The following is a 20691-nucleotide window of genomic DNA, read 5'->3' as shown; positions in this document are numbered from 1 at the left end:
GGCTGTCGTGGCTCATCTCGAAACGAGTGATCCCTGGTGCTGGAGAACCGTCAGGAGCGTCGCGAGGGGGGTTCCGAGCCTCCCTCGGCGGCGTGGCCGGGGACGGATCCGAGCTTGTCGGGGTTGCTGACCACGTAGATGTCGCGCACCTGCTCCCCGCCGGCTTCGAGATCGAGCACCATCACCGCGAGGGGCGCGTCCTCGGCGAAGACCACCACCGAGGGGTCGCCGTTGACCTGGTGATACCGGACGTCCACGCCGCCGCGCGCGTTGGCCACGACCACCCGGGCGACCTTGTCGCGGCCGCGGACCGGCCGCGGCCCGCCCACCGCCGACCTGCCGCCGCCGTCGGGCCACAGGACGACGTCGGGCGCGAGCATCTCCATCAGCGCGGGCAGGTCACCGCCGAACGCCGCCGCGACGAAGCGCTCGGTCACCTCCCGGTGCGTACGCCGGTCGACCCGGGCGCGCGGGCGCCGCGCCTGCACGTGCTCGCGCGCCCGGTGGGCGATCTGCCGGATCGCGGCCGGGCCGCGATCGAGCATGGCGGCGATCTCGGTGTGCCGGTAGGCGAACACCTCGTGCAGGACGAACACGGCCCGCTCCAGCGGGGTTAGAGTCTCCAGGACCACCAGCAGCGCGATCGACACCGACTCCCCGCGTACGGCGGGCTCGGCGGCGTCGGGACCGGTGACCAGCGGTTCCGGCAGCCACGGGCCCAGGTAGGTCTCCTTGCGCCGGCGCAACGCGCTCTGGTGGGCGAGGGCCTGGTTGACCGCGACCCGCACCAGGTACGCCCGGGGGTTGGCGATGCCGGTCACGTCCCGTGCCGCCCACGCCAGCCAGGTCTCCTGGAGCACGTCCTCGGTGTCGCCGACCGTGCCGAGCATGTTGTAAACGATGGAGAACAGCAACTCGCGGTGGCCGGCGAACGCCTCGGCCGCGGGGGTTTCGCCCATCATGCGACTCCTCGCCGGGACAGGTGCAGCACGAGGGCGGGATCGAGCGCCAGTGTGGCGACCGCCAGGACGAGGAACACGACCGCCAGGAAGAACTGGGGGGAGAAGTCGCGGACGCGCAGATGGGTGTAGAGGGCGCAGACGAAGTAGAGGACGAGGCCCGCGGCGGCGGCCGTGCCGACGAGGGGCACGCCGAGCAGCCCGAGCGCGAGTCCCAGCGCGCCCAGGGCCTTGAGCGCGCCGATCGGCCAGACCAGCCACGACTCCGGAACGCCGGCTCGGGCGAGCGCGGGGCCGAGGGTACGCATGATCGGCGCGAGCCGGGTCATGGCCGCGACCCCGGAGAACGTGTTGAAGGCGATGGTCACCAGAGCGGTGACGACATAGGCGGTCGGCATCGAAGGCTCATTCGTGGCGACGAGCCGTCGGACGACGGCTCGCCCACTGTACGCGTACGGGAACGGTCATGACTCTTGAGAGGACCGGCGGGGGGCAAGTGTGACGTCCCGGCCGGAACACGGGACAGTGCTGCCTGAAGGGCCGCGAGAACGGCCCGATCCAGGGATGCCGGAAGGGCCGCGGAGAAAGCCCGATCCGCGCCGTGAGCGCGGGTCAGGAAAAATCTTGAAAAATCTTCTGGACGCGTGTCGAAACCGGCCCGGCTCGTTCGCAGCGTGTCCAGAGGGCCGGACGGGCCGGCCCCGCCGACACGAGGTGACGACCACCATGACCCAGATCGCCTTCTCCCGGCCGGTCTCCGCCCAGCGCCTGCTCCTCGGCTGCGGCGTCGTCGCCGGTCCTTCGTACGTGACCGTCGCCATGGCCCAGGCGCTCACCCGGGAGGGATTCGACCTGGCCCGCCATCCGTGGAGCTACCTCGCCAACGGCGATCTCGGCTGGATCCAGACGGCCAACTTCGTCCTCACCGGCCTGGCCACGATCGCCGCCGCCGTCGGCCTGCGCCGCGCCCTGGCGCCCGGACGGGCAGCCCGGTGGGCGCCGATCCTGGTCGGCGTCTTCGGCGCGAGCATGATCGGCGCGGCGATCTTCCCCGCCGACCCCGCCATGGGCTTCCCCGCCGGCACCCCGGAGGGGCCGGGAGCCGTCACCCTCTCGGGGACCCTGCACATGGCGGTCGGGGGCGTCGGGTTCCTGTGCATGGCGGCGGCCTGCCACGTCGTCGCCTCGCGGCAGGCCCGTGAGGGTCGCGGCGGCAGCGCCCTGCACTCCCGTGTCACGGGCATCCTGTTCCTCGGCTCGTTCGCCGGCATCGCGGCCGGCGGCGGCGCCGCCTGGACGAACCTGATGTTCGTCGCCGGCATCGTGGCGGTCTGGACCTGGCTGTCGCTGGTGTCGCTGGACCTGTCCCGCGAAGCCGCCTGACCTTCCACCCTCAATTTTCTAGAGAAAGGCAGTTCACGATGCGATACCTGGTCACCCTCAAGGTCGCCGCCCAGCCCGACGGGCCGCCGCCGGCCGACCTCATGGAGGCCATCGTCAAACTCGGCCAGGAGGCCACCGAGGCCGGGACCCTGCTCGACACCAGCGGCCTGGCGGGCAGCGCCGAGGGGGCGAGAGTCGAGGTCGCCGGCGGCCGGCTGGTCGTCAGCGACGGGCCGTTCGCCGAGGCCAAGGAGCTGATCAGCTACGCGCTGTACGAGGTGCGGAGCAAGGAGGAGGCCGTGGAATGGGCCACCCGCTTCCTGAAGCTGCACCGCGACCTGTGGCCTGGATGGGAGGGCGAGGCGGACGTGCTGCGGCTGTTCGGGCCCGAGGACTTCGCCGCACCCGCCTGAACTGTCCCTGTCCCCGCACCTGTCTCCGTACCCGGCCGCGGACGTCGCTCCGCGGCCGGATGCGGTATGCAGGACGCATGACGTCACCTGATCCGCACCGGGCGGTGGAGGCGGTGTGGCGGATCGAGTCCGCCCGCGTCATCGCCGCCCTGGCCCGCATGGTGAACGACATCGAGCTGGCCGAGGAGCTGGCGCAGGACGCGCTGGTGGCCGCGCTCGAAGAGTGGCCCCGTAAGGGAGTGCCGGACAATCCGGGGGCCTGGCTGACGCTCACCGCGAAGCACCGGGCCCTCGACCGGTTCCGCCGTCGCGACATCTACCAGCGCAAGCTGCGGGAGATCGGCCGGGACATGGAGCTCCGCCAGGAGTCGGCGGAAGCCGAGCTCGACGACGCCCTCGACGACCACATCGGCGACGACCTGCTCCGCCTGATCTTCACCGCCTGCCATCCAGCGCTCCCCGCCGAAGGCCGGCTCGCGCTCACCCTCCGCCTGCTCGGCGGCCTGTCCACCGCCGAGATCGCCCGCGCCTTCCTCGTGCCCGAGCCCACGGTCGGGCAGCGCATCTCCCGCGCGAAGCGCACGCTCGCCGACAAGAAGATCCCGATCGAGCTGCCGCCGCCCGCCGAGCTCCCGGCGCGGCTGGCCTCCCTCCTGGAGGTCGTCTACCTGATCTTCAACGAGGGGTACGCCGCGACCTCCGGCGACGACTGGATCCGCCCGTCGCTGTGCCAGGAGGCCATGCGCCTCGGGCGTGTCCTGGCCGGCCTGATGCCCGCCGAACCCGAGGTGCACGGCCTGCTCGCGCTCATGGAACTTCAGGCGTCGCGCATTCCGGCCAGAACCGCCCCCGACGGCGCGCCCGTCCTCCTGCTCGACCAGGACCGGGGCCGCTGGGACCGGCTCCTGGTGCGCCGCGGCCTGGAGGCGCTGCGCCGCGCCGAGGAACTGGGCACGCTCGGGCCGTACGGGCTGCAGGCGGCCATCGCCGCGTGCCACGCCCGCGCGCTCACCCCGCAGGCCACCGACTGGGAACGCATCGCCGCCCTCTACCGGCTGCTGGCCCACCTCACCCCGTCACCCGTCGTCGAGCTGAACCGGGCGGTCGCGGTCGGCATGGCGTACGGGCCCGCGCGCGGGCTGGAGATCGCCGACGGCCTCAGGGACGAGCACGCCCTGCGCGAGTACGCGCACCTGCCCGCCGTACGCGGGGATCTGCTGGCCAGGCTCGGCCGGTCCGAGGAGGCGGCCGCCGAGTTCCGCCGCGCCGCCGAGCTGACCCGGAACGCACGCGAGCGCGACCTGTTCCTCGGCCGCGCCACCGCCCTCTCGGCCTGACCCGCTCCACAGGGACGTTCCGAGGCCCGGTCACGACCTGCGACGTCGTGATGGGGGCGGACTCACAGGGCGCGGTGCATGATGTGCAGACCCACGTAGCCGCGCACGGGGTGGCGGAAACCCTCCGGCAAGGTGCCCAGCACCTCGAATCCGAGCGAACGGTACAGTCCCACCGCGCGCACGTTGGTCTCCACGACCGCGTTGAACTGCATGGCCCGGAAGCCGGCCGCCCGCGCCCAATCCACCGCGTACTCGCCGAGCGCACGGCCCACTCCCCGCCCCTCGTGAGCCGGGTCGACCATGAAACTGGCACTGGCGATGTGTCCGGCGTTGCCCATGTGGTTGCGGTTCATCTTGGCCGTGCCCAGAATCGTGCCGGAGTCGTCCACGGCGACCACCGTGCGGTTCGGCTCGGGCAACAGCCACCAGTCGCGCCCCTCCTCCCTCCCCAAATCCACGGGATAAGTGAAGGTTTCCCCCGCGGCCACGATGCGGTGGAAGAAGGGCCAAATGGCAGGCCAGTCGGACGCGTGGGCTTGTCTGATCAGCATTCTCCGTGATTCCCCTTGATCGCCCTGACCAGGCACAATGGCTGACGCACCTGCTGCTCAGGCCGTTCGCCCTGTCGCATCACGCCAGCCGAGGGCGACACTGCCACTCAGAAGCACCACTCCGGACAGCACACCGCTGACGAAAGGGACCCATCCGACGGCGGCCGTCGAGGCCAGGACAAGACCGGCGACGCCCAGCACGGTGAGGAGGGTACCGGGCGCGGCGATGCCCCACTCCTTCCAGATCGGCGCGAGCACGATGAAGTGAAGGCCTACGACCAGGGCCACCCAGGCCACGTTGGTCTCCGCGGGGCGCCCCCATGACGCGAGCACCCGAATCCCGCCGAAGAGCAGGATCGCCTCGGCGGCGACGACGATCGCGTAGCCGCGGCCGAACATGTTCCGCCGCGGTCCTTCGGCGGGACGATTCCTCCGGACCGAGACGAACCACATCGCCACAACACCAGCGGCTCCCAGGCAGGCGGCGGCCTTCAGAAGAGTCCCGGCCACGGGATGTAGCGGGTCGTGCGCGTTCACGATCACGAAGACCGCGCCGAAGACCGCGCCGACCAGCAGTCCAGTCATTCGCTGCATGCCGTTCATTGAACTCGCTCATGGGAGCCGGGGCGAAGGCAGGGTGGGCCGGGCACTGCCTTGCCGGGCGCGGAGACAGGCGCCTACGGCGACGGTACGGCGGCCGTGCCGGTCAGGGCCGGTCGCCCTGGGGGGAGGAGCGCAGTTCGACGCAGCACTCTCCCGGCCGGGGCACCAGAACGGCCTGCACCTTCGCGGCCTCCAGGCCGGTGAGCACGCCGTCGAGGAAGGCGTGGTTGATCCCGCAGACCAGTTCGGGGGCCCGCGCCGCGAGCGGATGGAACGGGCAGTTGCGCAGCCGTACGCAGGTGGAGGATTCCCGGCTGGGCTCGAAGCCGTGCCGCGACAGCAGGGCTTCGAGCAGCGTGAGGGCGCGTTCCGCGCCGAGCCTGCCGGGCTTGGCCCGGGCGCGTTCCGAGGCGCCGAGCTCTTCGCCGCGCCGGCCGGCCACCCGGACCGCCGACTGACGGGCGCTCTCGCCTTCGCCCTCGGCGAGGACGGCATCCATGAGGATGCCGGCCAGCACCTCGTGCCGCCGTTCGGGGATCGTGACGCGGATGTCGGTCTCGGCCGGCTCGTAGACCTTCGGCGTGCGGCCGACCTTGCGGATGCCGCCCACCGGCTCGTAACGGGCGCGCAGCAGCCCGGCGTCCACCAGTTTGTCCAGGTGGAAGGCGGCCAGCTTGCGGGAGATCCCGACCGAGGCGGCGGCCTCGTCACGGGTCACCGGGCGGCGCGCCCTGCGGATGTAGGCGTACATGCCCCGGCGCAGCACGTCGTCGAGCGCGGCCACCGCCGTGATCGCGGGATCGGTCGTCACCCGGTCACGATAACGCCCGCGACTGCGGTCGGAAAACCTCAAGCCCTTCAGTTCGCGGAGTCCCTTGACCACCGGAGCGAATAAGACCAACATTTGTTGGCGTAACTAGCGGACGCATGCGGAGGTCGACGATGGCCGATGGAGCACTGCACGAGGCGAAACGACCGGTCAGCCCGGTCCTGGCCGGGCCGTATGGTCATCCGTTCCATCCGATGCTGGTCACGGTGCCCATCGGGGCTTGGGTGGCGAGCATGGTCTTCGACCTCGCCTCCAGGTTCGCGCCCGATCCGGGCTTCCTCGCCGAGGGCTCGAAGTGGCTGATCGCCATCGGCGTGCTCGGCGCGCTGGCCGCGGCGTCGGTCGGCTTCCTCGACCTGTTCGCCATCCCGGCCGGCACGCCGGCGTTCCGCACGGGTCTGCTCCACATGGGCCTGAACCTCGTGATCACCGCCGCGTACGCCGCCGGTTTCCTCTGGCGCCGGGCCGGCGAGGCGGCGGGCCCGGTCGAGCTCGGCCCGCTGCTGCTCTCGGCGGGCGGCCTGGCGCTGCTCGCGATCTCCGGCTACCTGGGCGGCAAGCTCGCCTACCGCTACGGCGTACGGGTTGCCGACGAGGTCACCCAGGCCGGCGGTTTCCGGCGCTGACCCTCATCCACCATCACAGGAGGAGAACTCATCATGGCTATCGCGGCACTCGTCACCTGGCTGCTCACCGCAGTGGGCGGCTTCGTGATGCTGGGCGTCTGGATCGCCAGAGGCGGCCGGCGTACCAGCCGCTTCTCACCAGGGCTGATCTTCGGCCACTTCGCGCTGGCCGCCGCCGGGCTGGTGGTGTGGATCGTGTACCTGTTCGCCGGCATCGACGCTCTGGCGTGGGTCGCGCTGGTCCTGCTGGTGCCGGTCGCGCTGCTGGGCTTCGCGATGTTCGCCCGGTGGATCCCCGCCTACCGCTCCCGTACGGCGGTGGCCGGCGGGCCCGGCGCCACCGGTACGGCGGGACCGGCCGAGCGGCACTTCCCGGTCGTGATCGTGGCCGGACACGGCCTGCTGGCAGTGGTCACCGTGGTCCTGGTGCTGCTGACCGCGCTCGGCATGGGCGGCGGCTGACCGCGCTCTGGTACCCGGGTGATCGACGAGCCGTGCGACGCGTGGACCTGGCCGCCGCCGAGCGGCGGCGGACCGTCATCGTGCCCGAGCGGTCCGACCCCAGCCGTGCCGTGGCCCTGCTGAGGGGGAGCCCCCCGGAGGTTCAGTCTCGGATGAGCACGTGCTCTCCGTTCCCGTGCACGCGCATCAGTTCTTCGAGGAGGGATCCCTTCGTAAGGGTGTGCGGCCCGTCGATCGGGCCGAGATTCGGCCCGGCCGCGCGGATCGCGGCGAGCCACCGCGGGTCCGACACGCCGGCGGCGCTCACGGCCTCGCACCACTGATCGAACTCCAGCACGTCGGCGGCGCCGATGCCGATCGCGTGGGCCAGTCGCTCAAGGTCGTAGATGTCATCGACGATGATCTGTTTCGTCGGTTCCGGGTGCGCGAGTCCGGTGACGACCCTGTCGACCACGGTCCGGACATCACAGACCGGCAGGCCGCCGACGAGCCGGGGCAACGCGCCGATCTTCCGCGAGTGCCGGAGGAGCTGGAAGTACTTGTCGTTGCGGAGGAAGCCCCCTTCCTGGGGGCCGTGGCCGTACACCAGCGACATCCGGTGCACGTCGACCGCGCAACCTGCCCTGGTCAGCTCGTCCAGATACATCTCGCACAGCAGTTTCGACTGCGAATACGGCTCGGGGACCGCCGCGACACGCTCCACGGTCACGGGGCCGAACTGCGCTCCGCTCGAAGCGGCGGAGAGGAACGCGAACTTGCCGGCCCCCGCGGAGGACGCCGCGAGGGCCACCCGCTTCGTCGCGGCGACGTTCGTCGCGACCTGCCGTTCCAGCGGAAGGAGGTGGTTGACCTCGTATCCGCAGTGGATGACCGCGCCGAAGTCGAGTTCTCCGTTCTCCGCCGCTCTTCCGAGCTCCTCGAACGTGACGACGTCGACGGTCCGGTAGTCCTCGCTTCCGCGCCCCCACCGCTTGGCGTGTACCGCCGGCAGCGCTTCCGGAACGCCGGTGGTGGCGACGTAGACGTGGTCGAAGACATCGAGCGCGCGGTCGAGCACACGTCCGCCCACGAAACCGGACGCGCCGGTGATCAGTACGCGTCGCCGATCGCCCTCCGCTCCGGCCCGGCGCGTGACCAACGCCACGTGCCAGGCGTCGAGCTCCTTCTCGGCGGCACGCACCACGGACGCGACGGTGCCGCTCCCCGGATCCCGGCCTCCGTTGAGCGCCGCGACGAAACCGTTGACGGTGAAGTCGTAGTCAAGCGCTTCCAACGCCGCCTGAACGACCTCCTCGCCGTAGTACTCGCCAAGCCGCACCTGAAGGGAGACGAGCGTCAGAGACCCGCCGCCCGCGTCGTAGACGGACGCGTCGGGATCGAGTGCCTGTCCGAGCAGCTCTTCGGCGATCCCTCGGACCCGATCGAAGTCGGTCACATCCGGTTCGGTGACCACGTCCGGGGAGAGCCTCCGGCCGTGCTCGTCACCGATCAAGCAGGTTATGGCGTTCTTGTCTGCCTTTCCACCCACCGTCAGAGGCATGGCGTCAAGCCGCACGACGAGATCGGGGAGCTCCCACATGGGCGCGAGCCGGCGCAGACGCGCCATGATCTCCGCTTCGCCGGGTCCGTCGACATGGGCGAGGACGAGGCGCCCGCCCGCGACGAGTACCGCGACACGGAAGCCGAGTCCCTGGGAGAAACGGGTCTCGAGGCCGGTCAGGTTGACCCGGTGACCCAGACGTTTGATCTGGTCGTCCGTACGGCCGATGTAGGAAAGCCGCCCGTTCGCGTAGGAGACGAGGTCTCCGGTGTGGTACGCGGGAGCGTCGTCGATGGTGCGGAACCGGCTCGCCGTCGCTTCGCCGTCCCCGTGGTAGCCGAGGGCCACGCCTGGACCGACGATGACGAGCTCTCCCGTGCCGGAATCGGCGTACCGCCCGGTCTCCGCGTCGAAGATCCGCAGGCCGTACCCGTCGATCGGGGTACCGATGTCACCGACGTGCTCGATCACTTCGGCGATGGAGAAGCACACGGTCCCCTCGGTGGGGCCGTAGGCGTTCAACACCCTGGCGTGCTTGAGCGCCCTTTCGCACTCCGGCTCGGTCAGCGCCTCGCCGGCGAAGACGACGGTGGAGAGCGTGCGGACGGCCTCGGGGGCCAGTCTGGCGTACACCGAAGGGGGCAGCGTGGCGAGGTCGCACTGGCGCGCGAGCAGGCAGTCGTTCACCGCGCCCAGCCAGGAGCGATCCGTACGGTCGGGGACGACGATCGTGGCCCCCGCGTAGAGCGTGGCCACCAGTTCCGAGATCGAGGCGTCGAACGCGAGAGAGGAGAACTGGAGGACCCGCAGACCGGGGCGCAGGCCGAACGCCGCGGTCTGGGCCCGGCAGAGCGGTTCGAGCCCGCGGTGACCGACGTCGACCAGTTTCGGTTCTCCGGTGGAGCCCGAGGTGAAGATCGAGTAGGCGATCGGTTCCCGGGTGTCCTCAAGTGTGGGCGCCTCAGGCGCGTCGGCCGCGATCCGCTCCAGCGGACCCGCGACGATCACCTCGGCGTCGGTCAGCCGGCGCAGGGTGCCGGCGAGCTCCTCGTCGAAGCACACGACGACGGCCGGCTTGGCGCAGCGGATCTCCTGGCTGAGCCGGTCGACGGGGGAAAGAGCATGAACCGGTGTGTATATCAGCCCGGATCTCAATGTGGCGATCGCCCAGACGACGCTGGCGAGGCTGTGGTCTCCCACGATGACGGCCCGCTGTCCCGGCCGGGCGCTGCGGCTCAACCGGGCGATGACGCGCTGGGACAGCAGGTGCAGATCCGTGTAGTCGTAGGTCACGTTCCCGCTGGTCAGAGCAGGAAGGCCAGGATGGCGGCACAGCGCTTGCTCGATGATCTCAGACATGCGCAACATCTACTTGGCAAGCCTTTCACATGTGTGTCCGGTGATCCGAGAGATTGAGTGGCCTCGGAAGCTCCCTGTTCGAGCCGCAACCTGAGCCGGCCGTCGCCGTTGAATCGATGCGTATTCGGGCCTCGGCCTTTCGGCAGGACCACAGGAATTTGGTCACTTCACGTGCAGAAGGGCGGTGACCAGGTTCAGCCAGGAGGAGCCGGTCGGGGTGAAGTGGAGGCGGAAGCGCGGGTGGGCCGGCCTCCAACATTGTTCACATGGCGGTGTTGAAAACGTAGCAGGATCGGCCGATACGCGTAAGAGCTGAACGACGGGGATCCCGCGTGCGTTGACAGCTCCGAAACCGGCTGCCTAGTGTCACGTGAAGTTGTCCGGCTGGAGAATGAGGGAAGGCCAGTGGAATACGCCCTGCGCGGCGGTGCGCCTCCCACCCTTCGGGAGATTCACCGATTTTCCTCTCAGTTGAACCTCGAATGCGATATCAATCATCGCGCGGCTTACCTGGGTGATGTCCGGGGCGATCCCATGGCGCTGCGGTTCGAATTCCTCGCCATGATCAGGCGAACGGGTGTCACCCGCGCCCTCGCGTATGCACTGGATATCCCCGAGGAATCGGTGACGACAGGGTTCGAGGTCGGCCGGCACCCTTTGCCGGACGATCCGGACCTGATCGCGGAAGCTGCGACGTCCTATCACAATGCGCATCCGCTGGCCCTCAACGAGGTGCTGCGTGTCTGGCTCCAGCTCGTCGAGGGCGGAAAGTCCCTGCTCTTCTGCAAGCTGAATCATCTCTCCACCGACGCACGGGACGCGGCGGAACTCTTCGCCGGGATACGCGGTTACTTCGGCCACCGGACCGTGATGTCCTCCGGAGGCTTCTCTGAGACGCCGGAATACCATCGGCGCTTCGACGACCTGCCGCGCGCCGACCTCGATGCGGTCGAGAAGGCGCTGGGCGAGGTGGCGACACCCGGGATCCGCGGGATCCCACTGATCGCCGGGGCGCGGACCCGCCAATTCGCGCTCCGGGACGGCCTGACCTTCGACGAGGTCCTGGCGTCGGTCGCCCGGGCGCTGGCGCCGTGGGCCGGAAGCCAGGTGGTGCTCCACTATCCGTACACGCACAGGACGTTCCGCGCCGCGCCGGGGCCGTTCGTGGAGATCAAACCGCTCATCGTCGACGTGGCCGCACTGGAGAGCGACGGACCGCCCGGCCTGCGCCGCCGGCGACAGGTTCTGGAGAGTTCCGGCCGCTTCGACGCCAGCGAGCTGACCGGATTCAACGCGGAACTCAAGCGGCGCAGGGTCCCACGCGTCATCGTGTCGGACACCACGCTTTTCCGTCCGGAGGGTACGGAATGGCAGTGGGTGCCCACAAGAAGCGCGCGCACGTATGACGACCTGAAATTCTACGTGGACCGCACCCCGGGCCATGGTCTGGCTCGGGTCCAGCACAAAGAGGGGTTTCTCGGATCCGGCGTACTGGAGGACGTCGTCGCGCGGGTCCAAGCGGGAATCGGATGTGCGTCAGGAAGCGATCGGCGTCCCTAGCTCTTCGGTGACAGGTCATGCAGGAGGTGGAGTCGTGAATATCTTCCTTTCCGGGCAGGGAGGGTTCGCCACCGCGATGGCGGAGGCGCTTCAGGCCGATCGGCATCAGATCGTCGGTGTCTCCTCGCCGCCCCTGAAGGCGCGCCACGGGGACGAGGACAACCCCCTGGCCTGGGACAGGCTGCGCTCCTGGGCGTGTCCCCGGCGTGTTCCGTGGGTCCCGGCCGCATTACTCCGTGCGCATCAGATTCCGGAGCACACGGACGTCGTTCTCGCCGCGCATTCGCACGCGTTCATCGGGCGGGCGACCCGGGCCCGGGCGAGGGTGGCCAGTCTCGGGTACCACCCGAGCCTCCTGCCGCTGCACAGAGGCAGGGACGCGATCAGGTGGACCATACGGGACGGCGACCGGGTGAGCGGTGGCACGGTCTACCACCTCACGGAACGGACGGATGCCGGCCCCATCGCGGCTCAGGAGCACGTTCTGGTGCCGCCGGGCGTCGATGCGCAGTACCTGTGGCGGGAACTGCTCGCCCCGCTCGGCATCCGGCTGGTTCTGCGAACCCTGCGCGACCTCGAACGGGGGGTGCGCATCGAGGTTCCGCAGGACGAGGCGCTCGCCACCTGGGAGCCGGCGATGGACGCCCTGCCCTTGTTCAAACCCGAACTCGGCGCTCTCACCGCCGCGTCCTCCGCCCAGGTCATCAGTGATCGCTGGGCACTGGTCGACCACGGCGCCCGCCCTGCGGACTGACGAGACGAGGACGCGTCCGATCGTGTCTCCGGCCCGCATCACCTGGCAGCGCCGCGCGGCCGTGAGGCCAGCGTAATTCTTCGGCGGAGGACCGGGAAGCTCTGTGGACGCCCGCAGGGCCCGACCGGGGGCCTCTCGTACGCACGGTGGCGGCGGGAGGCGATGAAACCGCTCTCCCCTTCGTCAAACAGGTCACTTGACGGATGGTCAACGATCTTATTACGCTTTCGACGCGGCATGATCAATATGGGAAATCTCCATATCGCTCATGCGGGCATGCAAAGACAGTATCACGTCTTGCGCGGGGGTATATCTGCTCGTGGTCACTAAAAAACAGGAAGCCCAGCAGAAACAGAGCGCCTTGGCCCGGAATCTTCTTTCCGACGCTTGTTCGACCTTCGTGGTTCCCATCTCCGCGCTTCTCCCGGCCGATTCACCCAGATTAGCCGGAGAAAGCGCCGAACACACGCGTATGCTCGCTGAATCCGAGGCTGAATTCCCCCCGATCATCGTCCACCGGCCGAGCATGCGGGTGATCGACGGTATGCACCGGCTCCAGGCGGCCGTGCTGCGGGGCTCCGAGACCATCGAAGTGCGGTTCGTCGAGGACGGGGAGGGCCACGACCTGTTCGTCCTGGCGGTGGCGGCGAACATCAAGCACGGTCTGCCGCTCACCCGGGCCGACCGTCAAGCCGCTGCCGAACGCATCGTCTGCTCCCATCCGCAGTGGTCGGACCGCGCCATCGCGCGGGCGACCGGCATCGCCACCAAGACGGTGTCCGCGATCCGGGCACGTCTCGCGGACCGGATCCCCGAAACGCGGGGCAGGATCGGACGGGACGGCAGACTGAGACCACTCGACGGGACCGAGGGACGCATCCTGGCCGGTGAGATCCTGCGCGCGGATCCGGACGCCTCGATCAGGCGGGTGGCGAAAGAGGCGGGAATCTCCGTTGGCACCGCGTTCGACGTGCGCAGACGCCTCATGAGCGGAGAGGACCCCGCGCCGGCCGCCCTGGGCGGCGAGTGCGAGGAGCCACCGGCCGGGTCGCCGGTCCAGGAGGAAGCGGCGGCGCAGGACGTGTCCCGTGGCACGTCGTCGCCGGCGCGGCGCCGGGCCCAGGGCAGGCGTGCGGCTCATGAGGCGTCGGACATCCTGAAGATGCTGATGAAAGACCCCTCTCTTCGGTACACCGATTCCGGTCGCGTCCTGCTGCGCCGGTTGTCCAGCCTCGGAATCGGCATTCTCGAGTGGGAGGACAAGGTCGAGGCGGTGCCCAAGCACTGCGCACACGCCGTCGCCGACTACGCACGCCAGGTCGCCGACTCCTGGATGCAGTTCGCGGAGCAGTTGGAGTCGAGCGCGCCGGGCGCCTGATAGTCCGAAACTTTCGGCGTTCAACCGAAAGCTGTTGCCAGTTGAACGCTCTGCCCGAGGCGGCGGGCATGGCCGCGCCGGGCGTGGAACGCGTCCAGGGTGACCCGGCGCCGGCCGCCTCCTGTCCAGGAGTCCGGCCGGCGGCGGTTCCGCTCGTGGCCGTGCCCGCCGCATATCGGGACCAGTATCAATCGCATGGCCGGACCAAACAAGCCCGGCGAATTCCGAGGCTCCGACTTCGCCGTCATGACGCACCGCCGGATTGACATTTTGATCGGATATGCGTTCACCTGGACCGGTGAAGGTTCCTGCCGCTGTTCGATCCAGGGTGCCGTCCATGTCACGTATTTCCCGTTCGATCTTCATATTGGGGGCAGACCGTGCATAACATCACCCGTGAGTACCAGCAGGAGATATGGGCGAAGGTCTCTTTTCCGGATGGTGAACTGGAGCGCAGCCGGGACCTTTACCACCGCTTCGAGCGTGATTTGAAAGAGGCCAGAGAGCATCAGCGGCTGCTGTACGCGAATTGGGTGTCCAAGGGTTTGGATCCGCAGGTCTGCGACATCGAGGCGGAGCTGACGTACCTGCGCATCCGGCAGTCGCGCCCGGAGAACGTCGTCGAGATCTCCAGCGGCAGCGGCTGGTCGACCTCGTGGATACTGCGGGCGCTCGCCGACAACGGGACGGGCCGGTTGCACTCCTACGATCTGGTCGACGACAGCGTCCGGAACGTCCCGGCGGATCTCGCGGCGGATCGCTGGCACTTCCACCAGGGGGACGTTCGCGAGTCGACGGCGGCGTTGCCCGAGTCGGCCGACTATCTGTTTCTGGATTCGGATCATTCCGCGCAGTTCGCGGAATGGTATCTGGCGGAGATTCTGCCGCGGTTTCCGCGGGCCGAGGTGAGCGTGCATGACATCGTCAAGTGGCCCGACGAGTGGGGCTGGGGCGAGGAGAGCATCGTGCTGTGCCGCTGGCTGGCGGAGCAGGGGATTCCGTGCTTCACCGCGGCACGCGCACTGCCGGATGTGGGTTTCGCCGGATTGACGGCACTTCGGGAGAGCCTCGGCATCAACGCGTTGCACTGGGAAGACTACAACTCGATGATCTTCTTCAGCCTGTGAGGCGCCGATTCCCGGCCGGGGCTGTGGAAGACGGAGGTGATGAATTGTCCCTCGAGGCGAGGGTAGATTTCGGCACAAAGCATCAGGAGATTCACGGCTTCGGTTTCTGCCAGGCTTTCCAGCGAGCCGCCGTCATCCGGGAGTTGCCCAAGTCCTCCCGTCAGGAAGTGCTCGACCTGCTCCTCAGCCCGGCGACCGGGGCCGGCCTCAGCATTCTGCGACTGTGCATCGGTTCCTCCGCGGACGGCGTCTATCCCAACCACAGGTCCATCCAGCCCGCGGATCCAGGCGGTCCGGCGGCGCCGCCGCGGTACGTCTGGGACGGTGACGACAGCGGGCAGGTGTGGCTCGCCAAGCAGGCGCAGGCGTACGGGGTCAGCCGGTTCTACGCCTCCGCGTGGAGCGCCCCGGGATACATGAAGGACAACGGTTCGGACGCCGACGGCGGCACCCTGCGTGGCCTGCCGGGGGTCCTGCCGGCGGGCGATGACTGGCGCGAATGCTACGCCGACTACCTCCTGCAGTATGTCCGGTTCTATGCCAGTGAGGGGATCCGGATCACCGACCTCGGCTTCGCCAACGAACCGGAGATCGCCAGGCCGTACGCCACCATGCAGCTGAACACGGAGCAGATGGTCGACCTCGCCAAGGTCGTGGGTCGTGCTGTCGAGGGCCAGGGGCTGCCGCTCAACGTCGTCTGCTGCGACTCGCTCGGCTGGAACTTCCAGGCGGAGTTCACCGCCGCGATCGAGGCCGACCCGCTGGCCGCCGCCAGCGTGGCCATCCACGGCGCCCATCAGTACGGCAGCCGGGCCAACGAGCACGAACGCATGGCGCGCAGCCCGTTGCCGACGCGGCGGCCGAACTGGATGACCGAGTGGTCCCCGGACGTCCTGGGCGACGGCTGGAACGCGCGGTGGGACAGCGGCGACCCGACCGACGGCATCGCCGTCGCCCGGAACATCCACGACTGCCTGACGATGGCCGACGTCAGCGCCTACATCTACTGGTTCGGAGCGTCACCGGACGCCGACACCCGCGCGTTGATCCGCATCGACGGGGAGCGGTTCCACGTCTCCAAGCGGCTAGGGGCGGTGGCCGCGTTCAGCAGGTTCATCCGTCCGGGCGCCAGGCGGGTCTCCGCCCACGTCAGCGATGGCGCCGTCAAGGTGTCCGCCTTCGAGAACCCCGACTCGTCCCGCGTCGTCGAGCTGCTCAACGACGGCCACGAGCCCTTCGACGTGGACGTCTCAGCCGGCCCGTACGCGTCGTGGGCGGGCGCTGCCGCCTACCTCACCGATTCCTCCCACTCGCTGGACCGGACGCACACGGCTCGCCCGGCCGAGTCCGGGATCTCCGTGCGCGTTCCGCCGCGGGCGCTGCTGACGATCGTGGTACCAGGGGGACCGGGGGTGGCGGGAGTCAGATGAAGGTTCCGTTCAACGATCTGGCTCGGTCGATGCCACGGGACGAGGTCTGGTCCCGCGTGCGCGAGGTGCTGGAAGACGGCAGGTACATCTCGGGCCCCGAGGTCGCGGCCTTCGAGCGGGAGTTCGCGCGATACTGCGGCGCCGGTCACTGCGTCGGCGTCAGTTCGGGTACGACCGCGTTGCAGGCGGCGTTGCTCGCGTTCGGGGTCGGCCCCGGTGACGAGGTCATCACGGTGTCCGCCACCTTCGTGGCGACCACCGCCGCCATCGTCCACGTCGGCGCCGTGCCCGTGTTCGTCGACATCGATCCCCGGCACCGGACCATGCGGGTCGACGCGGTGGAGCCCGCCGTCACCTCCCGGACCCGGGCCATCGTGGCCGTGGACCTGTACGGCCAGCCGTCGGACATCGGCCCGATCACGGAGGTGGCCCGGCGGCACGGGTTGACCGTCATCTGCGACGCGGCCCAGGCGCATGGCGCGTCGTACCACGGCCGGCGGGTCGGATCCCTGGCCGACGCCACGACGTTCAGCTTCTACCCGTCCAAGAACCTCGGGGCGGTGGGCGACGCGGGCGCGGTGACCACCGACCGTGCCGACATCGCCGACCGGATAAGGGAGCTGCGCGACCACGGCCGGCGCGCCGACCGGGACGACCACGTGCGCGTGGGGTACAACTGGCGCCTCGACGCCGTACAGGCCGCTGTGCTGCGGGTGAGGCTCCGCCACCTGGACGGGTGCGTCCGGGCGCGGCGCGAGGCGGCGGCCCGGTACGGCCGGCTCCTGGCGCGGTCACACCTGGATCTGCCCACCGAGGCCACCGGCGTCGAGCACGCGTACCACCTCTACGTCGTCTCCGGCGCCGATCGCACGAGGATGCGTGCGGCGCTGCGGGCTCGGGGAATCGCCACGGCGGTGCACTATCCGACTCCCGTCCACCTGCTGCCGCCGATGCGCCCCTATGCGCCGGCGGACCACAGCCGGCGGCTGGCCGTCACCGAGGCACTGGCCCGGGAGTGTCTGTCCCTGCCCATGTTTCCCGGCATCACGGCCGCCGAGCAGGCGGCGGTGGCGGACGCGGTCCACGAGGCGGAGTCGAGCGCGAGGCGCGTCCATCGATAGACGCGTCGTCTTCGGGCGCGTCGTCAGGCGCGTCCGTCGTCAGGCGAAGGCACGGAGTCCGCGGCACCGCCGACCGCCGCGGACGGTCGATCGACGGCAGGAGCAGGAGCGGGCGTTGCACAACCGCGCATTCACGAGGATCAGCCCAGGAGGTGGACGGTGCAGGCCGGTGCACGAGTCGCGGTCGTCGGTGGTGGCATCTTCGGCGTCACGTCGGCTCTCCATCTTGACCGCGCAGGCTACGACGTCGTGTTGTTCGAACGCAACAGCGACCTGCTGCTGGGTGCCAGCAGCACCAATCAGCGGCGCCTGCATCGCGGCTACCACTATCCGCGCAGCATCGACACGGCACGCTCGGTGCTGGACGGCGTCGGGTCCTTCGCCACCGAGTTCCCGGAGAGCGTCGTGTCGTCGTGCCGGCGGTACGTGGCGATCGCGCGGGAGAAGAGCCTGGTCGACGCGGAGACGTTCCTGGGCTTCCTGGACCACATGGGCCTGGAGTATTACGAGCAGTACCCTCCCTTCCTGCGCCGCGAATCCGTCGAGATCTCCTTGCGGGTCGAGGAATCCGGCATCGACGTCGAACGGCTCAGGGGGCTGTGCTGGCGCAAACTCCGGCGGAGTCTGGTCGAGGTGCGGCTGAGAGCTCCGGTCGAGCTGTCCGACCTGGAGGATTTCGACCACGTGGTGCTGGCGACGTACGCCGCGCTCAACCACATCGAGACCACGATCCCCGGCCGTGCCATGCAGTACAAGTTCGAGGTCTGCGAGAAGCCGGTGGTCAAGCTGCCGCCGGAGTACCGGGACACCAGCCTGATCATCCTCGACGGGCCGTTCATGTGCATCGACCCCATCGCGGGCACCGACACGTTCCTCTTCGGCAACGTCGCGCACGCCATCCACGCTTCGACGGTCGGTCTGCTGCCGCTGGTACCCGAGCCGTTGATCGGCCTGGTCGACAACGGGCTGCGGCGCAACCCGTCGCCGACCAACTTCCCCCTCTTCGTGGCCGGCGCGTCCGAGTTCCTCGTCGGAATCGAGGAGGCCGATCACATGGGATCGCTGTTCACGATCCGGGCGGTGCTCCCGCACGTCGAGGACACCGACGCCAGACCGACGCTGGTCCACAGAATCAACGAGCGGGTGACGTCCGTGTTCTCCGGAAAGATATCCACATGCGTCGACGCCGCCCGTGAAGTGGTGCGAATTGTCGGGGATCCCACCGCGGCGAGCCGCCCGTTGTAGGTAATTGCCCGATTGGCAGTCAAGGCGAATAGGATGTTGACTCGATCATGAAGATAATCACTATAGCAACCGATTTAACGCATCCATTTCTCGTCCGCCTTCTCAATCCGTCCTGCGAGGCGGTCGACCTCGAACTCGTCGTCCTGCACCCCGAACAGTCGGCGTACCAATTCGCCGACAAGCGGCGGATGCTGGCCGAACAGCTCCTCCGCGTCGCCGCCCGCGACGAACTGGTCGTCGTCACGGACGCGTACGACGCCCTTTTCATCCGCGGCCAGCGGCACCTCGAAGCCGGCTACGAGCGGTACGACCAGCCCGTCGTCTTCAGCGGCGAACTGAACAGCTGGCCGCTCGGCCCGGTCGGCATGGCGCTGCACCCGGGCCCGCCGGCCGGCCGGTATCCGTACATCAACACCGGCGGACTCATCGGACCCGCCGGGGACATCCACGACCTGTGCGTCAAGTACGCGAAGGCCCCGACGGACCAGTTCGAGCTGCTCGTGCACCTGCAGGCGCACGGTTACCGGTACCACGAGCAGTTCAGCTGGAGCGACCAGTACCACTGGACCCTGGTGAGCCTCCTCGAACGGGAGATGGTCGGCATCGACCACGACGCGGCGATGTTCGAGTGCTTCGGACCGGTGATCCCCGACGTGGTCTACAGCGAAGTGATGCGTGACGTGCACGATTTCGCGGAGCGGGGGGTCGAGAGCGACGCCTACCAGAGGGAACGCGACGAGCTGCTCGCCCGTCTCGAAGTGCCGAGCGGCGCGGCGCACCTGCATTTCGCCGGCTCCATCACCAAGGCCGCGACGCTGGAGTTCCTGGACACGGAGCAGCTGCCCGAGTGGCTGAGTGTCGCGTACGCGGCCGGGCCCACGCCGGTGCGCCCCGGCCAGATCGTGCGTATCTGAGCCGGTGGCCTTCGACGGCCGGACATCGTCCCGGCCGCGCACGGGAAAGGCGTGGACCACGGATCGGCCCACCGTCTGACGATTTCCACTATTCCCAAGGGATTGACTGATGGACCGCGACCTGAGCTGGAAGCCGGGTGAGCCGTTGGACCCGGCCTTCGTCGACCGCGAGCTCGGCGCCAGAGCCGACCTGATGCGGGGTGATTTCTCCCGATGGCAGGGCCCCGGCGGCTGCCAGTTGCGGGAGAAATTGACCGGATATCCTGAGCGGCTTTTCCTTTTCCGGCTCGAAGGCCGCGGATGGTATGCGGGCTACAAGACCATCTCCGATTACGTCGTCGACGCGAACATGCCGGGCGTGTTCTGCAGCCGGATCTACTGGTTCAACGTGGTCGGGCTGGTCGACTCCGTGCGGGTGTCCGACGAGGACGCGCGGGTCGTGTTCCGGCCGCTCGACGTCGCCGCGCGCCGGACCGCGTTCGACCTGATCACCCCGCTGACCGAAATCGTGCATCCGTTCGGCAAGCAGCGAGATCCGGGCCGCGAGAAGACCAGCCCGCCGGACGGCTGGCTGGTCAGCGACGAACGCGCCGCGTTTCTCGCTCTGGGCGAGCAGCACATCCGGCGGTACACCAGGGAGGTCTTCGAGCCGCGGTTCGCCTGTCTGGACGCGGACGTCCTCGCCTACGACCCGGCGTGCTCCACCGGCCGGTTCCTGCGCGACTTCGCGGCCCTGAACCCGGCCCGCATCCGCACCGTCGGCCAGGATCTGAGCAGGCAGATGGTCGACTTCGCCGGCAAGCACATCGAGCGCGTGTTCCACGAGGACGCGATGCGGCCCGCGGTCGCCCCTGCCAGCGTGGACATCCTGTTCAGCCGATTCCTCAACTCCGAGGTCGTCTCCACCGCCCGGGCCCGGGAGATCCTGCCGGGACTGGTCCGCACCCTGCGGCCGGGCGGGCTGATGGTCCTGCTCGGCCACAGTCCTCTTCTGGTGGACGCCGCCGACCTGGCGGACGCCGGGCTACGGGTGACGCAGACCGTCGCGCGGGCCGACGACTACCTGTTCCAGTACTACATCTGCGAGCGCGGAGACTGAC

General features: G+C 69.1%; 20 protein-coding genes. 14 read left to right on the top strand and 6 right to left on the bottom strand.

From position 1 onward, the window contains the following. Positions 1-50: 50 nt before the first annotated feature. Together sigJ and HHX40_RS23225 are read right to left on the bottom strand one after the other, a co-directional pair. Positions 51-962, bottom strand: coding sequence for an RNA polymerase sigma factor SigJ (sigJ, locus tag HHX40_RS23230; RefSeq protein WP_182882313.1), 912 nt, complete (start codon positions 960-962; stop codon positions 51-53). Then, on the bottom strand, positions 959-1357 hold the full coding sequence (locus HHX40_RS23225; protein ID WP_182882312.1) for a DoxX family protein: 399 nt from the start codon (positions 1355-1357) through the stop codon (positions 959-961). The genes sigJ and HHX40_RS23225 overlap by 4 nt, the downstream gene beginning before the upstream one ends. A gap of 328 nt (positions 1358-1685) precedes the next feature. Between HHX40_RS23225 and HHX40_RS23220 the strand changes: the two genes are divergently transcribed. From HHX40_RS23220 to HHX40_RS23210, 3 genes are all read left to right on the top strand, one after another. Further along, entirely contained in the window at positions 1686-2342 is a 657-nt protein-coding gene (locus HHX40_RS23220; protein WP_182882311.1) for a DUF998 domain-containing protein, read from the top strand. 38 nt (positions 2343-2380) lie between these two features. Further along, entirely contained in the window at positions 2381-2755 is a 375-nt protein-coding gene (locus HHX40_RS23215) for a YciI family protein (RefSeq protein ID WP_182875052.1), read from the top strand. Between the two features lie 77 nt (positions 2756-2832). Then, positions 2833-4092 (top strand): RNA polymerase sigma factor, encoded by a 1260-nt coding sequence (locus HHX40_RS23210; protein WP_182882310.1) that lies wholly within the window; start codon positions 2833-2835, stop codon positions 4090-4092. Between the two features lie 62 nt (positions 4093-4154). On the opposite strand, the gene HHX40_RS23205 is transcribed toward HHX40_RS23210, so the two are convergent. The 3 genes from HHX40_RS23205 to HHX40_RS23195 all read right to left on the bottom strand — a co-directional run bounded on the left by HHX40_RS23205 (position 4155) and on the right by HHX40_RS23195 (position 6057). Continuing rightward, entirely contained in the window at positions 4155-4643 is a 489-nt protein-coding gene (locus tag HHX40_RS23205) for a GNAT family N-acetyltransferase (RefSeq protein WP_182882309.1), read from the bottom strand. Positions 4644-4700: 57 nt separating this feature from the next. After that, positions 4701-5246: a hypothetical protein gene (locus tag HHX40_RS23200; RefSeq protein ID WP_220499488.1), complete on the bottom strand. Its 546-nt coding sequence runs from the start codon at positions 5244-5246 to the stop codon at positions 4701-4703. 103 nt (positions 5247-5349) lie between these two features. After that, positions 5350-6057, bottom strand: a complete 708-nt coding sequence (locus HHX40_RS23195) for a helix-turn-helix transcriptional regulator (protein WP_220499487.1) — start codon at positions 6055-6057, stop codon at positions 5350-5352. Positions 6058-6188: 131 nt separating this feature from the next. On the opposite strand from HHX40_RS23195, the gene HHX40_RS23190 reads away from it, so the two are divergent. Next, entirely contained in the window at positions 6189-6701 is a 513-nt protein-coding gene (locus HHX40_RS23190) for a DUF2231 domain-containing protein (protein ID WP_182882307.1), read from the top strand. A gap of 33 nt (positions 6702-6734) precedes the next feature. Then, on the top strand, positions 6735-7163 hold the full coding sequence (locus tag HHX40_RS23185; RefSeq protein WP_182875048.1) for a hypothetical protein: 429 nt from the start codon (positions 6735-6737) through the stop codon (positions 7161-7163). Positions 7164-7305: 142 nt separating this feature from the next. On the opposite strand, the gene HHX40_RS23180 is transcribed toward HHX40_RS23185, so the two are convergent. Next, on the bottom strand, positions 7306-10062 hold the full coding sequence (locus HHX40_RS23180) for an AMP-binding protein (RefSeq protein WP_182882306.1): 2757 nt from the start codon (positions 10060-10062) through the stop codon (positions 7306-7308). A gap of 405 nt (positions 10063-10467) precedes the next feature. Between HHX40_RS23180 and HHX40_RS23175 the strand changes: the two genes are divergently transcribed. From HHX40_RS23175 to HHX40_RS23135, 9 genes are all read left to right on the top strand, one after another. Beyond that, positions 10468-11622, top strand: a complete 1155-nt coding sequence (locus HHX40_RS23175; protein ID WP_182882305.1) for a hypothetical protein — start codon at positions 10468-10470, stop codon at positions 11620-11622. A gap of 34 nt (positions 11623-11656) precedes the next feature. Next, positions 11657-12376, top strand: coding sequence for a formyltransferase family protein (locus HHX40_RS23170; RefSeq protein WP_208759071.1), 720 nt, complete (start codon positions 11657-11659; stop codon positions 12374-12376). Between the two features lie 268 nt (positions 12377-12644). Beyond that, the gene (locus HHX40_RS23165; RefSeq protein ID WP_182882304.1) at positions 12645-13754 is read left to right on the top strand and encodes a ParB/RepB/Spo0J family partition protein; all 1110 of its coding nucleotides are present in this window, start codon (positions 12645-12647) and stop codon (positions 13752-13754) included. Between the two features lie 380 nt (positions 13755-14134). Continuing rightward, entirely contained in the window at positions 14135-14881 is a 747-nt protein-coding gene (locus tag HHX40_RS23160) for a class I SAM-dependent methyltransferase (protein ID WP_182882303.1), read from the top strand. Then, positions 14878-16311, top strand: coding sequence for a glycoside hydrolase family 30 protein (locus HHX40_RS23155; RefSeq protein ID WP_310738240.1), 1434 nt, complete (start codon positions 14878-14880; stop codon positions 16309-16311). The genes HHX40_RS23160 and HHX40_RS23155 overlap by 4 nt, the downstream gene beginning before the upstream one ends. Further along, entirely contained in the window at positions 16308-17432 is a 1125-nt protein-coding gene (locus tag HHX40_RS23150) for a DegT/DnrJ/EryC1/StrS family aminotransferase (protein WP_182882301.1), read from the top strand. The genes HHX40_RS23155 and HHX40_RS23150 overlap by 4 nt, the downstream gene beginning before the upstream one ends. A 159-nt stretch (positions 17433-17591) precedes the next feature. Next, complete coding sequence (locus HHX40_RS23145; RefSeq protein ID WP_182882300.1) at positions 17592-18677, top strand: FAD-dependent oxidoreductase; 1086 nt, start codon at positions 17592-17594, stop codon at positions 18675-18677. Between the two features lie 47 nt (positions 18678-18724). Then, positions 18725-19591: a glycosyltransferase domain-containing protein gene (locus tag HHX40_RS23140; protein WP_182882299.1), complete on the top strand. Its 867-nt coding sequence runs from the start codon at positions 18725-18727 to the stop codon at positions 19589-19591. Between the two features lie 109 nt (positions 19592-19700). Further along, complete coding sequence (locus tag HHX40_RS23135) at positions 19701-20690, top strand: class I SAM-dependent methyltransferase (protein ID WP_182875040.1); 990 nt, start codon at positions 19701-19703, stop codon at positions 20688-20690. The last annotated feature ends 1 nt before the right edge of the window (position 20691 follow it).

It is taken from the genome of Microbispora sp. H10949 (assembly GCF_014161435.1).
Taxonomy (GTDB): Bacteria; Actinomycetota; Actinomycetes; order Streptosporangiales; family Streptosporangiaceae; genus Microbispora; species Microbispora triticiradicis.
The sequence above is the reverse complement of the archived record's forward strand: the minus strand, read 5'-3'. Positions and strand labels throughout refer to the sequence as shown.

Excerpts from the sequence above, each read along its gene's own strand:
- HHX40_RS23205 (WP_182882309.1), bottom strand. The coding sequence starts at position 4,643 with ATGCTGATCAGACAAGCCCACGCGTCCGACTGGCCTGCCATTTGGCCC.
- HHX40_RS23210 (WP_182882310.1), top strand. The coding sequence starts at position 2,833 with ATGACGTCACCTGATCCGCACCGGGCGGTGGAGGCGGTGTGGCGGATC.
- HHX40_RS23165 (WP_182882304.1), top strand. The coding sequence starts at position 12,645 with ATGCGGGCATGCAAAGACAGTATCACGTCTTGCGCGGGGGTATATCTG.
- HHX40_RS23185 (WP_182875048.1), top strand. The coding sequence starts at position 6,735 with ATGGCTATCGCGGCACTCGTCACCTGGCTGCTCACCGCAGTGGGCGGC.
- HHX40_RS23135 (WP_182875040.1), top strand. The coding sequence starts at position 19,701 with ATGGACCGCGACCTGAGCTGGAAGCCGGGTGAGCCGTTGGACCCGGCC.
- HHX40_RS23180 (WP_182882306.1), bottom strand. The coding sequence starts at position 10,062 with ATGTCTGAGATCATCGAGCAAGCGCTGTGCCGCCATCCTGGCCTTCCT.
- HHX40_RS23215 (WP_182875052.1), top strand. The coding sequence starts at position 2,381 with ATGCGATACCTGGTCACCCTCAAGGTCGCCGCCCAGCCCGACGGGCCG.
- HHX40_RS23140 (WP_182882299.1), top strand. The coding sequence starts at position 18,725 with ATGAAGATAATCACTATAGCAACCGATTTAACGCATCCATTTCTCGTC.
- HHX40_RS23190 (WP_182882307.1), top strand. The coding sequence starts at position 6,189 with ATGGCCGATGGAGCACTGCACGAGGCGAAACGACCGGTCAGCCCGGTC.
- HHX40_RS23150 (WP_182882301.1), top strand. The coding sequence starts at position 16,308 with ATGAAGGTTCCGTTCAACGATCTGGCTCGGTCGATGCCACGGGACGAG.
- HHX40_RS23200 (WP_220499488.1), bottom strand. The coding sequence starts at position 5,246 with ATGAACGGCATGCAGCGAATGACTGGACTGCTGGTCGGCGCGGTCTTC.
- HHX40_RS23220 (WP_182882311.1), top strand. The coding sequence starts at position 1,686 with ATGACCCAGATCGCCTTCTCCCGGCCGGTCTCCGCCCAGCGCCTGCTC.
- HHX40_RS23225 (WP_182882312.1), bottom strand. The coding sequence starts at position 1,357 with ATGCCGACCGCCTATGTCGTCACCGCTCTGGTGACCATCGCCTTCAAC.
- sigJ (WP_182882313.1), bottom strand. The coding sequence starts at position 962 with ATGATGGGCGAAACCCCCGCGGCCGAGGCGTTCGCCGGCCACCGCGAG.